Genomic DNA, 14,496 nt, shown 5'->3' with positions numbered 1-14,496 from the left:
CGGGATCGTCCGGCTCCCCCTGCACCCGGCGGCGCGCCGTGCTTCTGCAAGGATGCCGTACGTCATGGTGCAGATACCGAAGCAGCCCTCCCCGCCGTCGCCCGCACAACGACCCGTGCCGACGAGTGCCGATGTGGCACGCCTCGCGGGTGTCTCGCGCGCGACCGTCTCCTACGTTCTGAATAACACCAGCGCCGTCCGCATCAGCGAACCCACCCGCCGTCGCGTCCACGAGGCCGCCAAGGAGCTCGGGTACGTCCCGCACGCCGCCGCCCGCAGTCTGCGCGCCGGGCACAGCCGGATGGTCCTGATGCCCACCCCGACCGTGCCCGTGGGGCCGCTCTACAACCAGTTCTTCAACGAGCTTCAGTGGGCCCTCAGCCGTCTGGACTACACCGTCGTCCAGTACGGCGGTGTCGGCCTGCACGGCGACGAGGCCGCGCGAGTCTGGGCGGAGCTGCGCCCGGTCGCCGTCCTGGTGCCCGGCAGTGGTCTCGGTCCGCGGGGCGTGGCCCTCCTCAAGCGCGCCGGTGCCCGCGCCGTGGTCACCCTGGGCCCCGAGCGCGTCGAGGGCGCCCACGCGCTGCTCATGGACCACGACCGGGTCGGCCACTGCGCCGGCGCTCACCTATTGGCCCGCGGCCGCCGCCGTGTCGGCGTCGTGATGCCCGCGGAAACCGGGCTGGAGATCTTCGCCAGGCCCCGCCTCGAAGGCGTACGCCGCGCCCTGCACGGCTCGGACGCGTCGGTGACCGAGCTGCCCCTGGCATACGAGGAGGAGGCCGCCGCCCGGCTCGCGGCGCGCTGGCGCTCCCTCGGCCTCGACGCCGTGTTCGCCTACAACGACGAGTACGCGATGCTGCTCATGCGCGCCCTGCAGGACGAGGGCGTCGGCATCCCGGACGAAGTAGCCGTCGTCGGCGCGGACGATCTGATGCTCGGCAGGCTGCTGCGGCCCCGGCTGAGCACCGTACACATCGAGCTGCCGTCCGGGCGCGACCTCGCCGAGCTGGTCGACCGCGCGGTCCGGGAACCCGGCGCCGCGGCCGAGACGCACGAGGTGCTGGGCGCGCGGGTGGTGCACCGGGAGTCGAGCTGAGAGAGGCTGGGCCTGTTGCCCGGCGTGTATGTGAGGGCCGGGCACCGGACACCGGAGGCGCGACATGCGGACCACGGTCGGCATCATCGGCGCGGGACCGGCAGGACTCCTGCTGGCCAGGCTGCTGCACCGGAAGGGGATCGACTGCGTCGTCCTGGAGGGCAGGACGCGGGCGTACGTCGAGCACCGCCAGCGCGCCGGCATGCTCGAGCAGGGCACGGTGGACGCGCTGCGCGAGTGCGGCGCGGCCGAACGCCTGGACGCCGAGGGCCTGATCCACCACGGCATCGAGCTGCGCTTCGACCGCGAACGCCACCACATCGACTTCCCGGTGCTCACGGGCGGCCGTACCGTCACGATCTACGCCCAGACCGAGATCGTGAAGGACCTGGTCGCGCTCCTGCTGGCCGAGGGGCCGCCGCTGTTGTTCGAGGCGCCGGCGCTCGCCGTGGAGAAGCCGGAGAGCGATTCCCCCCTGGTGCGGTTTGTGCACGAGGGGCGCGAGCAGACCCTGAGCTGCGACTACGTGGTGGGGTGCGACGGGTCCCACGGGATCGCGCGCGACGCGTTCCCGGCCGAGGTGGGCCGCACCTACACGCACGACTATCCGTACTCGTGGCTCGGGATCCTCGCCGATGTGCCGCCGTCCTGCGACGAGTTGGTCTACGCGCGCGGCCCGGGCGGCTTCGCGCTGCACAGCATGCGTTCGTCATCGGTGTCTCGGCTCTACTTGCAGGTCCCGAACGGCACCGACCCCCGCGACTGGCCCGACGAGCGTGTCTGGGACGAACTCGGCGCGCGCTTCGCGATCGACGGCGATTGGCGGCTGGAGCGCGGCCCCATCACCGCCAAGTCGGTGACGCCGGTGCGCAGTCGCGTCCAAGAACCGATGCGCCACGGACGGCTGTTCCTCGCCGGGGACGCCGCCCACATCGTGCCGCCGACCGGAGCCAAGGGCCTCAACCTCGCGGTGTCCGACGTACGGGTGCTGGCCCGCGGCTTCGCCGAGCTGTACCGCACCGGGTCCGGTCAACTCCTGGACCGTTACTCGCAGTTGTGTCTCGGCCGGGTGTGGCAGGCCACGCGCTTCTCGTACGACATGACTAGGATGTTGCATGCTCAACCAGATGAGGATGCCTTCGAGTACCGGCTGCAGCTCGCGCGGCTGCGCCGGATCACCGCGTCCCGCCCCGCGGCAGCCGAACTGGCCGCGAACTACACGGGGCTACCCCTCGCGCTGTGAGTCCCGCTGCACTTGAGTGATCGATCGGAGAGCCGACATGCCGCTGCTGGACCCCAAGACCTGGCAGAACCGCACCCTCTCGGGCGGTGAGTACGCCGTCACCGAGCCCGCCACCGGCGAACGGCTCGGCGCTGTCACGCTCGCCGCCACCGAGGACGTGGCCGCGGCGGCACGGGACGCCCGCGCCGCCCAGCCCGAGTGGGCCAAGGCCCCGCATTTCGTGCGCGCCGCCGTACTGCGCAAGGCGGGTGACCTCTTCGCCGCGCACGCCGACGAACTGCGCGACTGGATCGTCCGCGAGTCCGGCTCCATTCCCGGCAAGGCCGGCTTCGAGCTGCACGTCGCCGCCCAGGAGTGCTACGAGGCGGCCGCGCTCGCCTCACGTCCGACGGGCCAGATCCTGCCCTCGGAGGCGCCGCGCCTGTCGTACACCCGGCGCATCCCGGTCGGCGTCGTGGGGGTGATCGCCCCCTTCAACGCCCCCCTGATCCTCTCGATCCGCTCGGTGGCCCCCGCCCTCGCGCTCGGCAACGCCGTCGTGCTCAAGCCGGACCCCCGCACCGCCGTGTGCGGCGGTCTCGCGCTCGCCGCCGTCTTCGCCGAGGCGGGTCTGCCGGAGGGGCTGCTGCATGTCCTGCCCGGTGGTCCCGACGCCGGTCAGGCGCTGGTCGCCGACCCCCATGTGCCCGTGATCTCCTTCACGGGCTCGACCGCCGCCGGACGCGCGGTGGGTGAGGCGGCCGGACGGCATCTCAAGCGCGCGCACCTGGAGTTGGGCGGCAACTCGGCACTGATCGTGCTGGAGGACGCCGACATCGACGCGGTGATCTCCACGGCGGCCTGGGGCTCGTTCTTCCACCAGGGCCAGATCTGCATGACGACGGGACGCCATCTCGTCCACGCGTCCCTGTACGAGGAGTACATCGAGCGGCTGGCCGCCAAGGCCGACTCCCTCACCGTCGGCGACCCGTACCGCGAGCAGGTGCACCTCGGACCGATCATCGACGGCGTCCAACTCGCCAAGATCCAGGGCCTGGTGGAGTCCAGCACGGCGCACGGGGCGAAGCTGGCGGCGGGCGGCTCGCACGAGAAGCTGTTCTACCGGCCGACGGTCCTGGCCGGAGTCGACGACTCCACCCCGGCGTACGCGCAGGAGGTCTTCGGGCCGGTCGCGCCGGTGCGTTCGTTCACGACTGTCGACGAGGCCGCGGCCCTCGCGTCCGCGGGACCGTACGGCCTCTCGCTCGGCATCGTGACGCGGGACACCGCGCGCGGCCTCGACCTCGCCGAGCGCGTCCCCACCGGCATCGCCCACATCAACGACCAGACCGTCAACGACGAGGCCGTCGCGCCCTTCGGCGGGATCGCCGCCTCCGGCACCGGCGCGCGCTTCGGCGGCGAGGCCAACCTGGAGGCCTTCACCGACGTGCGCTGGACGACGGTGCGCGGGGATGTGGCGGCGTACCCGTTCTAGGCCGCCAGGCCACCCGGATGTCCTACTGGCCGGCCTGCTGAGCCTGCTGCTCGGCGACCTGCTTGCGGACCTCGTCCATGTCCAGCTTCCGGGCCTGCCCGATGACGTCGTCCAGGGCGGCCTGGGGCAAGGCCCCGGCCTGGGAGAAGATCGCGACCTGGTCGCGGACGATCATCAGAGTCGGGATCGACTGGACCTCGAAGGCCGCGGCCAGCTCCGGCTGCGCCTCGGTGTCGACCTTGGCGAACACCAGGTCGGGGTTTGCCTCGGCCGCCTTCTCGTAGACGGGGGCGAACTGACGGCACGGCCCGCACCAGGACGCCCAGAAGTCGATCAGGACGAACTCGTTGTCCGTGACCGTCTGGTCGAAGTTCTCCTTGGTGAGCTCCACGGTGCTGCTCATGGCGTGTTTCCCTCTTCCTGGTGTCGGGGCTCGGGGCAAACCGGTGTGCACAACGCCGCCCGTCGGCCGCGTATTCCGCGCACGTACCCGTGTGGCCACGGCGCACACCAACAACCAGACTGGCCCCATGACGGAAACGGAAACCATCGCGTACGACGTCGTGGTGCTCGGTGCCGGGCCCGTGGGGGAGAACCTCGCCGACCGCACCCGCGCGGCAGGCCTCTCCACCGCGATCGTGGAGAGTGAGCTGGTCGGCGGCGAGTGCTCCTACTGGGCCTGCATGCCCAGCAAGGCCCTCCTGCGCCCGGTCATCGCCCGCGCCGACGCCCGCCGTGTGCCCGGACTGAGGCAGTCCGTGCAAGGCCCCCTCGACGCCCCAGCGGTCCTCGCCCACCGGGACTACTACACCTCCCACTGGAAGGACGACGGCCAGGTCGACTGGCTGAACGGCATCGGAGCCGACCTCTACCGAGGACACGGGCGGCTTACCGGATCACGCACGGTGAAGGTCGATGGCCCGGAGGGTGAGCGGCACGTCCTCACCGCCCGGCACGCCGTCGCCGTCTGCACCGGTAGCCGCGCCCTCCTCCCCGACCTGCCGGGACTCGCCCAGGTCAAGCCCTGGACCAGCCGTGAGGCCACCAGCGCGCATGCCGTGCCCGGGCGGCTGATCGTGGTGGGCGGCGGCGTCGTGGCCGCCGAGATGGCCACGGCCTGGCAGGCCCTCGGCTCCCAGGTCACTCTCCTGGTGCGCGGCAAGGGCCTGCTGCCCCGTATGGAGCCCTTCGCCGGGGAACTGGTCGCCGAGGCCCTGACGGAGGCGGGCGCGGACGTGCGCACCGGCACCTCAGTGACCGCGGTGACCCGGGAGGGCTCGGCCGTGGTCGCGCTGACCGACTCCGGGGACCGTATCGAGGCCGACGAGATTCTCTTCGCCACCGGCCGCGCGCCCCGCACGGACGACCTCGGCCTCGACACGGTCGGCCTGGAGGCGGGCAGGTGGCTCGACGTCGATGACAGCCTGCGGGTGGTCGGCAGCGAGTGGCTGTACGCGGTCGGTGACGTCAACCACCGGGCACTCCTCACCCACCAGGGCAAGTACCAGGCCCGGATCGCGGGCGCCGCCATCGCAGCCCGCGCCGCGGGGGTGCCCCTTCTGGAGACGGACCCCTGGGGCGCCCATGCCGCGACCGCCGACCATTCGGCCGTTCCCCAGGTCGTCTTCACCGACCCGGAGGCCGCGGCCGTGGGGCTCTCCCTCGCCGAGGCGGAAGAGGCCGGCCATCGCGTCCGCGCCGTGGACGTCGACATGTCCTCGGTGGCGGGCGCGGGCCTGTACGCGGACGGCTATCGCGGCCGGGCCCGCATGGTCGTCGACATCAACCGCGAGATCCTCCTCGGCGTGACCTTCGTCGGCTCCGGAGTGGGCGAACTGATCCACTCGGCGTCCGTCGCGGTGGCCGGCGAGGTGCCGATCAGCCGCCTGTGGCACGCGGTGCCGTCGTATCCGACGATCAGCGAGGTGTGGCTGCGGCTGCTCGAGGCGTTCCGGGACGCGTGACAACGGGCGTCACGCCCGGGACACCAGCTCCAGATACTCATCCCTCCACAGGTCCTCGTCCGCCTCCGGGAGCAGCAGCACCCGGTCCGGACGCAGGGCCTCGAGGGGCCCTCGTCGTGGGTGACCCTGACGATCGCGCCCGGGTACGTGCCCACCGCGGCCGGCACCTCGGCGCGGGAGACCGGGTCGAGGTTGTTGGTGGGCTCGTCCAGCAGAAGGACGTTCGCGCCCGAGTGCACGAGTCCCGCCAGGGCGTCGGGCCGGGTCTTCTCGCCCCCGGACAGGACGCCGACGCGCTTGTCGGCGTCGTCGCCGGTGAACAGGAACGAGCCGAGCACCCGCCGCCCCTCGCCGTCGCTGAGATGCGGCGCGGCGCCGGCCAGGTGGCCGCGTACCGTGTCGGCGCGGTTTTTCAGTCGGGCAGGGTGAAACCGAGTTCCGCCGCCGCCTGCCGCGGCGTCGGCTGGCTCCAGAGATCCGCCATCGCCTGGTTCGAGGACAGTGAGCGCGGCTCCGCGCGGTCGACATAGAGCATGCCGTCCAGGTGGTCCGTCTCGTGCTGGACGATGCGCGCGGGCCAGCCGGTGAACACCTCGTCGAGCGGGCGGCCGTGCTCGTCCAGCGCCGTCAGCCGCACCTCGGCGTGCCGGGCCACCACGGCCTGCCAGCCCGGGACGCTCAGGCAGCCCTCGAAGAACGCGGCCCTGCCGGCGCCGACTCCCTCGTACGACGGATTGACCAGCACCCGGAACGGCTGCGGCACCCGCCCGCGCGCCAGACGCACCTCCTCGGACACCGGCGCCGGGTCCTCGACGACGGCGATGCGCAGCGGTACGCCGACCTGCGGTGCCGCCAGGCCGACACCAGGCGCCGCGTGCATCGTCGCGCGCAGAGCGGCGACGAAGCGGGCCAGCAGGCCCGGGTCCAGCTGGCCGTCGAAGGGCTCCGCCATCCGGCGCAGCACCGGGTCACCGGCCGCGATGATCGGCAACGGGCCTTCATGGAGGAGGAGTTCCTCGACGCGGTCGCTCAGAGGGCGGGCGGTGCTGGAGTCACGTTCGGATGCCATCGCGCCAGGATGCCAAGAGGGATCGCGCGGAGCGAGACGGAGCCGGGCGAGTCCCGCATCTTTCCGCGCGCGCCGCACCGTCATGCGCGGCGTGTCTGTTTATGGCGCACCGGCACGCGCGTCGTGTCTGTATGGCGCACAGTCACGCGCGTCGCGCATGTCTGCGTGTGGCGCACCGTCACGCGCGCCGCGCACGTCAGCATGTGGCGCACCGTCACACGCGTCGGTGTCCGGCTCGGGAGCACAGCCAGGCACGTCACGTCCGGGCGTGCCCGCGTGTGCCGTACCGCCACGCGTGCCCGCTTCTGCCTACGTGTGAGGCACCGCTTGGCGCATCGGCATCCGCCTGCGTGTGACGCACCGTCACGCGTACCCACTACTGCTTGCGCGTGACGCGCCGTCACGCGCCTCCCGCGTGTGGCGCAGGCCACGCACGCCCCCGGGAACTCGATGCCCCCACGCCCCGACTACTGGACCGCCACCGGCGAAGGGAGCCCAACTCCCCGGCCCACGGCCCGTTCCCGTCCCCTGCCTCCCCGGAGAACCCCGCCGATGTCCACCGCTCCCTCGACCACGACGGACGAGTCCCCGCAGTCCGTCGCGCCGCCACCGACACGCGGACTCTGGTCCCCGCTGCGCCCCCTGATCCTGCGCCTGCACTTCTACGCCGGAGTGCTCGTCGCCCCGTTTCTGCTGGTCGCCGCCACGACGGGCCTTCTCTACGCCGCCTCGTTCCAGGCCGAGAAGATCGTGTACGCGCACGAGCTGACCGTCCCGGTCGGCAATCACAAGCTGCCGCTGTCCCAGCAGGTGAGCGCCGCCCGCAAGGCTCACCCCGAGGGCACCGTCTCGGCCGTACGCCCCTCCCCGGAGGAAGACGCGACGACCCGCGTGCTGCTCTCCGGCGTCCCGGGTGTGGGCGCCGACCACACCCTCGCGGTCTTCGTCGACCCGTACACCGGGAAGGTGCGTGGAGCCCTGGAGCAGTACGGCTCCACCGGCGCGCTCCCGCTGCGCACCTGGATCGACGAGTTCCACCGGGACCTGCACCTCGATGAGAACGGCCGCCTGTACAGCGAGTTCGCCGCGAGCTGGCTGTGGGTGATCGCGGGCGGCGGCATCGTGCTGTGGTTCGGCCGCCGCCGGGCCCAGCGCAAGGTGCGCGGCACCAGCGGACGTCGCCGCACCCTCGGACTGCACGGCACGGTCGGCGTCTGGGCCGCCGCGGGGTTCATCTTCCTCTCGGCGACGGGTCTGACCTGGTCGACGTACGCCGGAGCGAACATCGACACCCTGAGGACCTCGCTCGGCCAGGCGACTCCCTCGGTGTCGGCGGCGACGAGCGGCGAGCACGCGGGCCACACGGGTGCGGGCAGCGCTGCGGCCACGACGGGGGACCTCGACACGATTCTCGCGGCCGCTCGCGCCAAGGGACTCGGCGACCCGGTCGAGATCGTCGCGCCCGCGGACGCCGACTCCGCCTACGTCGTCAAACAGATCCAGCGCAGCTGGCCCGAGAAGCAGGACTCGGTGGCCGTCGACCCGGCGACCGGCAAGGTCATCGACGAACTCCGGTTCGCGGACTACCCGTTGCTCGCCAAGCTCACCCGCTGGGGCATCGACGCCCACACCGGCGTCCTCTTCGGCCTTCTCAACCAGATCGCCCTGATGGCGCTCGCGCTCTCGCTGATCCTGCTCATCGTGTGGGGTTACCGCATGTGGTGGCAGCGCGGCCGCGCCTCGGCGTTCGGCCGCCCCATCCCGCGCGGCGCCTGGCAGCAGGTCCCGCCGCAGATCCTGGCCCCGGCGATGGCGGCCGTAGCCGTCCTCGGCTACTTCGTCCCACTCCTGGGCATCCCCCTGGCGGCGTTCATCGCCGTGGACGTACTGCTGAGCGAGATCACATACCGGAGGAAAGGCATCAGCCCGTCCGGCGTTTGAGGACGAGCGCGAAGCGCGATACGGGGGGTCTGGGGGGCGGAGCCCCCCCCAGGTACGGGACGGGTAGGGGCGGAGGGGGCGAGAAACCCGTCCGAACCTACCCCCCACCCGGCAGGGAGCCCACCGACGCCGCACACGCGAAAGGCCGGTCACCCAGGTGACCGGCCTTCCCCCGAGGGAGCTCAGACCTGCTCGAAGTCGCCCGCGAGCGCCGACGCGATCCGCAGGTGCGACTCAGCCTCGTCCTGCCGCCCCTGGCGCTGCAACGTGCGCCCCAGCATCAGCCGGGCGTAGTGCTCGACCGGGTCGAGGTCCACGAGTACACGCAACTGGGCCTCCGCGCGGCGCAGTTGGGCCGAGTGGTAGTAGGAGCGCGCCAGCAGCAGCCGGGGTCCGACCTGCTCCGGCACCTCCTCGACCAGCCCGCCCAGAACCCGCGCGGCGGCGGCGTAGTCCTTGGCGTCGAAGAACATCCGCGCCCGCTCCCAGCGCTCCGCGGCCGACCCGTGGTCGTAGTACGTCGTTTCCACTGCTGACCTCCTTCACGGGGCCACAACCGCGACAGATAGTTGAATATTCCACGACCTCTCGGTGTGCTGGTTACCTGGTGTCGATAGGGGTGTCTTACGCGTTGCCGGCCAGCTCCGCGTTGGCCCGCTCCGTGACAAGGGCCAGAACGCGACCCGCGATCGCGAGATCCTCGGCCGGAATCCCGACGTACAGCCGGCCCGCGATCTCGTTGCCGCCCGTGCGGATCGACTCGAACAGCTCCCGACCGCTGTCCGTGAGCGACACCCGCCCGGCCGTCGGCTCCTCCAGCAGCTTCAGGGACGTCATCTCACCGACGGTCTCCCGCGCCGCCGCCTCTTCGATCTTCAGTGCCCCGGTCAGCCGGCCCACGAGCCAGTCGCGCTCGACGGTGCCGCCGTTGTCGGAGACGGCCCGCAGGGCCACCGACTGGTTGAAGGTGGTTCCGGTGCGGTCGAGCACGCTCTCCAGGGCGGCCCGGCTCGCGTAGTGGGCGAGGCCTATGACCTGGCCGTTGACGGGGGGAGTGGTGGTGGTCATGACTACTCCTTCGCGGAATGCGGTGTGGATCGCGATTCGGGTTCACGTGCGGTCTGCGGATCGAGTGGTACGTCGAGCAGGGTGGCCAGCTCGCGGCTGAACGCCTTCGTGCGCTCGCCGTCGAGCCCGCCGAGGGGCTGCAGAAGCTGGTCCAGGAGGCCCTGAACGACCGTGATCGCACGGCGGGCGATCACGAGCCCGTCCTTCGTGAGGGACAACTGGACCGCCCGGGGGTCCGCCGGATCCCGCGTCCGGTCGACGACGCCGGCCGACTCCAGCGCGCGGGCCAGTTTCGAGACGTAGAGCGGTTCGAGTCCGGTGTGGTCGGCGAGCCGGCGCTGACTGGGTCGCTGCCCGTCCCTGTACATGCCGTACAACGACGCCACCAGCGAATACTGCGCGTGCGTCAGGCCCAGCGGGGCGACCGCCCGGTCGACGGCCACGCGCCACTTCATCGACAGACGCCACACGAGGAAACCGGGCGTCGCGTTCTCGGATATCGACCCTGCTGAGCTCATGGGAAAAACAGTACATGGCTACTATAGCCATGGCTACTATCCGGATAGCCGGTGCGACCAACGGCGTACGCGTCCGGGACCGAGGTCCTAGGCCCCGAGCCGGTTCTGAGCCAAGTGCCCCAAGATGGGCGGTTCGATGGCCTGACGGAGGGGCCCCGCCGGGGCTAGGTTGGGCGCCATGAGCAATCTTGATCGCGAGGCGGTTCCCGCCCTCTGCGGTGGCCGCGGCTTCGTGGTGGCCGAACCGGTGCGCGAACTCCTCAGCCCCCGCCAGGTCAAGCTCGGCGAGTCCACCGAAGTCCGCCGCCTGCTGCCCAACCTGGGCCGTCGCATGGTCGGCGCGTGGTGCTTCGTCGATCACTACGGGCCCGACGACATCGCCGACGAGCCCGGCATGCAAGTTCCCCCGCACCCGCACATGGGCCTGCAGACCGTCAGCTGGCTGCACGAGGGCGAGGTGCTGCACCGGGACTCCACGGGCAGCCTGCAGACGATCCGCCCACGCGAACTGGGCCTGATGACCTCGGGCCGGGCCATCAGCCACTCCGAGGAGAGCCCCAAGTCGCACGCCCGCCTCCTGCACGGCGCGCAGCTCTGGGTCGCCCTCCCTGACGGCCACCGCCACACCGACCCGCGCTTCGAGCACCACGCCGAACTGCCCCGCGTCACGGCGCCCGGCCTCACGGCCACGCTCATCCTGGGCACCGTCGACGGCACGACCTCGCCCGGCACGACGTACACCCCGATCGTCGGCGCCGACCTCTCCCTGACGGGCGGCACCGACGTACGACTGCCCCTGGAGCCCGACTTCGAGTACGCCGTCCTGGCCATGTCCGGCGAGGCCCACGTCGACGGCGTACCGGTACTGCCGGGGTCGATGCTCTACCTCGGCTGCGGCCGCACCGAACTCCCTCTGCGCGCCGACTCGGACGCGGCCCTCATGCTGCTGGGCGGCGAACCGTTCGAGGAGGAGCTGATCATGTGGTGGAACTTCATCGGGCGGTCCAACGCGGATATCGCACAGGCCCGTTCGGACTGGATGACGGGCTCTCGATTCGGTGACGTGGTGGGGTACGACGGTGCCCCGCTGCCTGCTCCTGAACTCCCGCCTGTACCACTGAAACCGCGCGGAAGGGCGCGCTGACCTGGGGTTCCAGCTCTAGTGCAAGCCTCTCGCGGGACACGGTCGTCCCCGCTCGGCACCTGGCTTTCCCGAGGGGCGATCGCTCCTCGGGAACACATCGACGGACAACGCTACGTTCTCATGTCTGGCCAACTGTAGGCGGGTTTAGTCAGCCCAATGCTGACCCAATGCCGACTTTCCTGACGGAGCGTCAGCACTATTGCGTTGGTGTCGCAGCTGTTGGAGCGCCCGCCCCGGAGCTGCCGCTCGCGTGTTGGCCAGGCCGATGCTGACTTTGCTGAATCCCCCAATGTCCCGGGTGTGCGGCTGCTGCCGTACACCCCTTGGGTGGGCCGCCATGGGGACGGTGTGGCTGCAGCGACGGGTCTCGGAAGCGGCTCGTTGGCAAGCCTGGCTCTGCTTCAGAACGCGTGAGCGGCCGCCAGCAGGTTCTTCGTCTGCTCGTGGCACGGCCCCCGCCGGGGCGCTGACCTGTCGAGAAGGCGGTCCCGTCCCGAGAGAGACGGGGTGCTGGTCCGTGAACGGTCCGGATCTTGGTCCTGGTTGGAAGTGCGCCCGGCAGTGCGTGGCTCGCCGATGCGGACGTGGGCGACATCAGGGTTGGTCTTGGCGCCGGGGCGCTGGACTCAGGGGTGCGCGGGGCTGGGCAGCATTCGCCGGCCTCGAGGAAGGGGCGTACGTGGTGTCCGACCGAGAACCAATCATGAACTGCGATCGACGATTACACAGTGCATCCACGCTGAGATCTTGCACAGGAGTGAGAACGCAGTCAATGAGAATAGGAATATGGCTGAAACTGATGCACACTAGCAGGCTTTGATACGCAGTTCTGCACCAGTGGGTCGCTCCCGATTACTCCAGCCTCGTACGCAACATGTGGATTTCGTATTGCGGCACCTTCCCGCTAGCTGTAGCTTGCGTTACGTAAAGCGGGGGTGCCGCCAAGTGGCACGAACATCGCGTACCGCGGCCACGTTTCAGGCTGCTTCAAAGCAGTTCTGCATTGTTCAGTGAACCGGAAAGCCTTGGTATCGCGTGCTTTCTGAGAGAAAAGAAAACGGGGGAGGGGGGCGGATAGATGCATTCCCTAGTTACTGCAATTACGGGAATGGCGTCGACGCGAACACCGGATTAGTTGGTCATCGCAGGCTTGACGGCCTTGTCGTGCGCGACTCTCCTCACCGTGCCTCCAGGGCGAAAACATGAGTCCGAGGTGATCGGGCCGCCTGACTTGTCCGGTAGTAGGCAGGTTGCGCCCCCAGTCGACCGGAAGGCGTCCGCGACCCATTTGGCCATCTCGAGGGTTCCCGCGCACCGCTGGTGATGCGGCAGTGGTCTTCGCGTGCCATCCGTCGAGCTCACTCACGCCGGAAGCCCGCGCACCCCGTCGAGCACAACTCATGGATGTGCTCAGTTTCAAGCCTTTCGACCCGCTTGACCAGCGATTCGACCGCCGGCCGGATCCAATGGATCCGCTCGAAAGATAACGGAGTTCAGCAATGTCCGAGTCCTACATCGCGCCAGTCATGCGCGCCCGCACAAACCGGCCGGCCGAAGCTCTACAACCGCGGGAGAACGTCCAGACTTCCCTCGCACCGGGAGCGGTGAACCCGCAGACGCTCGTGCCGATCATGCTCACCTTCATGCTCCGGAACATCGCCAGCAACGGCTTCACCTTCCGCGACCCCCAATCGCCGGGCGACTACTCCCGGGACTCGAAGCCGGGCTGTGTCATCGCCGCCCCGTCGTTCCCGGCCCAGACCCCCGGCATCGACGAGGACTACGTCTTCAACTGGGTGCGCGACGGAGCCATTACGGCCATGGAGGTGGCCAAGGCCAACATGCCCACCGGTCAGGACGGGACGGTGGAGACGCTCAACGACTACGTGCAGTTCGCCGACCTCTGCCACTCCAACGCCCAGCCGACGAAGGGGCACGCCTGCTTCAACATCGCTGGCGACTCGCGCCCGTGGACCGAGCAGAACGACGGCCCCGCCCTGCAGTCGATCACCATCCTGGCCGCCTACGACCAGCTCGACCTCGGCACCCAGAAGCGGGCGGTCGACCTGGTGAACTCCAACGTGGACTTCCTCCTCGGCGTCTACCAGAAGCCCACCACCAACCTGTGGGAGGAGCACAGCGGGTTCGGCTTCTTCGCCCGCGCCGCCCAGCTGCGCTGTTTCGAGGAGATTCAGTCCTCGAAGATCACCGGCATCAACAAGCCGACCGGGCTGAAGCCCGCCATCAAGTGGCTGCGCGAGGCCCTCGCAGGACACTGGGACGGGAGCAAGTACGTGAGCCTGATGGCCGACCCCGGCGGCGGGGCCCAGCCCTCACCCCAGCGCCCGGTCGTCGACGGCTACGACCCGAACATCGACATCGTCCAGGCGGCCCTGTACGGCGCCGTGTCCTTCACCGACACCAAGCTCCTCGCCACGGCGGCCCAGCTGCGCGCGCAGTGGGAGGAGGGCGGCATCGCCTTCTACCCGATCAACAAGGCGGACCGCGAACAGCTCGGCATCGGGCCGCTGTTCGGTCGCTACCCGGGCGATGTCTACAACGGTGACACCGCGCACCCGACGCTCGGCGGTCACCCCTGGGCCCTGTCCACGTGTAACGTCGCCGAGCTGCACTACAAGCTGGCCGCCGAGATCAAGTCGAGCGGCAAGGTTCCGCTGGACGAGCTGTCCGCACCCTTCTTCGCCCAGTCCGGCATCGATGCGTCTTCGGCCCCGGCAGCAGCTGCCGCCGCCCTGCTGACCACCGGTGACGACATGGTGCAGGCCGTCATCTACCACAGCGACCACCTGGAGCTCTCCGAGCAGTTCGACGGCACCACCGGCTACGAGCGCAGCGTTCGCAACCTGACGTGGAGCTACGCCGCCTATCTGTCCGCCATGCGAGCTCGCGCCGAAGCAGTGTGACCGTGGCCGACCGACTCGAATCCGGGCCACCACTTCGGTGGTCCCGGCTGCT

12 protein-coding genes and 1 pseudogene are annotated in these 14,496 nt (G+C 70.3%); 7 read left to right on the top strand and 6 right to left on the bottom strand.

Annotation, left to right across the window (positions count from 1 at the left end; genetic code table 11):
* Positions 1-64 precede the first annotated feature (64 nt).
* From AB0D27_RS04955 to AB0D27_RS04945, 3 genes are all read left to right on the top strand, one after another.
* Positions 65-1,099, top strand: a complete 1,035-nt coding sequence (locus AB0D27_RS04955; protein ID WP_362502093.1) for a LacI family DNA-binding transcriptional regulator — start codon at positions 65-67, stop codon at positions 1,097-1,099.
* Between the two features lie 64 nt (positions 1,100-1,163).
* Positions 1,164-2,342, top strand: coding sequence for a 4-hydroxybenzoate 3-monooxygenase (locus tag AB0D27_RS04950; RefSeq protein ID WP_362502091.1), 1,179 nt, complete (start codon positions 1,164-1,166; stop codon positions 2,340-2,342).
* Positions 2,343-2,379: 37 nt separating this feature from the next.
* Positions 2,380-3,816 (top strand): benzaldehyde dehydrogenase, encoded by a 1,437-nt coding sequence (locus AB0D27_RS04945; RefSeq protein ID WP_362502089.1) that lies wholly within the window; start codon positions 2,380-2,382, stop codon positions 3,814-3,816.
* A 22-nt stretch (positions 3,817-3,838) separates the two neighbouring features.
* Here AB0D27_RS04945 and trxA read toward each other — a convergent pair whose 3' ends face one another.
* Complete coding sequence (trxA, locus tag AB0D27_RS04940; protein ID WP_362502087.1) at positions 3,839-4,219, bottom strand: thioredoxin; 381 nt, start codon at positions 4,217-4,219, stop codon at positions 3,839-3,841.
* 127 nt (positions 4,220-4,346) lie between these two features.
* Between trxA and AB0D27_RS04935 the strand changes: the two genes are divergently transcribed.
* Positions 4,347-5,780 carry an NAD(P)/FAD-dependent oxidoreductase gene (locus AB0D27_RS04935; protein ID WP_362502085.1) on the top strand — a complete coding sequence of 478 codons (1,434 nt, stop codon included), beginning with the start codon at positions 4,347-4,349 and terminating at the stop codon, positions 5,778-5,780.
* 9 nt (positions 5,781-5,789) lie between these two features.
* Here AB0D27_RS04935 and AB0D27_RS04930 read toward each other — a convergent pair.
* Together AB0D27_RS04930 and AB0D27_RS04925 are read right to left on the bottom strand one after the other, a co-directional pair.
* Positions 5,790-6,190 (bottom strand): annotated as a pseudogene (locus AB0D27_RS04930) (ABC transporter ATP-binding protein); the annotation flags it as partial.
* Between the two features lie 2 nt (positions 6,191-6,192).
* Positions 6,193-6,849 carry a peptide deformylase gene (locus tag AB0D27_RS04925; protein ID WP_362502083.1) on the bottom strand — a complete coding sequence of 219 codons (657 nt, stop codon included), beginning with the start codon at positions 6,847-6,849 and terminating at the stop codon, positions 6,193-6,195.
* 552 nt (positions 6,850-7,401) lie between these two features.
* Between AB0D27_RS04925 and AB0D27_RS04920 the strand changes: the two genes are divergently transcribed.
* Positions 7,402-8,790, top strand: coding sequence for a PepSY domain-containing protein (locus AB0D27_RS04920; protein WP_362502081.1), 1,389 nt, complete (start codon positions 7,402-7,404; stop codon positions 8,788-8,790).
* A gap of 182 nt (positions 8,791-8,972) precedes the next feature.
* Here the strand turns inward: AB0D27_RS04920 and AB0D27_RS04915 are convergent, their stop codons facing one another.
* The 3 genes from AB0D27_RS04915 to AB0D27_RS04905 all read right to left on the bottom strand — a co-directional run bounded on the left by AB0D27_RS04915 (position 8,973) and on the right by AB0D27_RS04905 (position 10,376).
* On the bottom strand, positions 8,973-9,320 hold the full coding sequence (locus tag AB0D27_RS04915) for a tetratricopeptide repeat protein (RefSeq protein WP_362502079.1): 348 nt from the start codon (positions 9,318-9,320) through the stop codon (positions 8,973-8,975).
* Positions 9,321-9,414: 94 nt separating this feature from the next.
* The gene (locus tag AB0D27_RS04910) at positions 9,415-9,858 is read right to left on the bottom strand and encodes a MarR family transcriptional regulator (protein ID WP_362502077.1); all 444 of its coding nucleotides are present in this window, start codon (positions 9,856-9,858) and stop codon (positions 9,415-9,417) included.
* A gap of 2 nt (positions 9,859-9,860) precedes the next feature.
* Positions 9,861-10,376 (bottom strand): MarR family transcriptional regulator, encoded by a 516-nt coding sequence (locus AB0D27_RS04905; protein ID WP_362502075.1) that lies wholly within the window; start codon positions 10,374-10,376, stop codon positions 9,861-9,863.
* Positions 10,377-10,554: 178 nt separating this feature from the next.
* Between AB0D27_RS04905 and AB0D27_RS04900 the strand changes: the two genes are divergently transcribed.
* Together AB0D27_RS04900 and AB0D27_RS04895 are read left to right on the top strand one after the other, a co-directional pair.
* Positions 10,555-11,520 carry a pirin family protein gene (locus tag AB0D27_RS04900; protein ID WP_362502074.1) on the top strand — a complete coding sequence of 322 codons (966 nt, stop codon included), beginning with the start codon at positions 10,555-10,557 and terminating at the stop codon, positions 11,518-11,520.
* 1,604 nt (positions 11,521-13,124) lie between these two features.
* Positions 13,125-14,444: a glycoside hydrolase family 15 protein gene (locus AB0D27_RS04895; RefSeq protein ID WP_362502072.1), complete on the top strand. Its 1,320-nt coding sequence runs from the start codon at positions 13,125-13,127 to the stop codon at positions 14,442-14,444.
* Positions 14,445-14,496: the final 52 nt, after the last annotated feature.

The sequence above is a fragment of the Streptomyces sp. NPDC048415 genome (assembly GCF_040651675.1).
Taxonomy (GTDB): domain Bacteria; phylum Actinomycetota; class Actinomycetes; order Streptomycetales; family Streptomycetaceae; genus Streptomyces.
Note: the sequence above shows the minus strand (reverse complement) of the source record. Positions and strands in the feature narration are given on the sequence as shown.

Excerpts from the sequence above, each read along its gene's own strand:
- AB0D27_RS04945 (WP_362502089.1), top strand. The coding sequence starts at position 2,380 with ATGCCGCTGCTGGACCCCAAGACCTGGCAGAACCGCACCCTCTCGGGC.
- AB0D27_RS04925 (WP_362502083.1), bottom strand. The coding sequence starts at position 6,849 with ATGGCATCCGAACGTGACTCCAGCACCGCCCGCCCTCTGAGCGACCGC.
- AB0D27_RS04950 (WP_362502091.1), top strand. The coding sequence starts at position 1,164 with ATGCGGACCACGGTCGGCATCATCGGCGCGGGACCGGCAGGACTCCTG.
- AB0D27_RS04935 (WP_362502085.1), top strand. The coding sequence starts at position 4,347 with ATGACGGAAACGGAAACCATCGCGTACGACGTCGTGGTGCTCGGTGCC.
- trxA (WP_362502087.1), bottom strand. The coding sequence starts at position 4,219 with ATGAGCAGCACCGTGGAGCTCACCAAGGAGAACTTCGACCAGACGGTC.
- AB0D27_RS04920 (WP_362502081.1), top strand. The coding sequence starts at position 7,402 with ATGTCCACCGCTCCCTCGACCACGACGGACGAGTCCCCGCAGTCCGTC.
- AB0D27_RS04955 (WP_362502093.1), top strand. The coding sequence starts at position 65 with ATGGTGCAGATACCGAAGCAGCCCTCCCCGCCGTCGCCCGCACAACGA.
- AB0D27_RS04900 (WP_362502074.1), top strand. The coding sequence starts at position 10,555 with ATGAGCAATCTTGATCGCGAGGCGGTTCCCGCCCTCTGCGGTGGCCGC.
- AB0D27_RS04910 (WP_362502077.1), bottom strand. The coding sequence starts at position 9,858 with ATGACCACCACCACTCCCCCCGTCAACGGCCAGGTCATAGGCCTCGCC.
- AB0D27_RS04905 (WP_362502075.1), bottom strand. The coding sequence starts at position 10,376 with ATGAGCTCAGCAGGGTCGATATCCGAGAACGCGACGCCCGGTTTCCTC.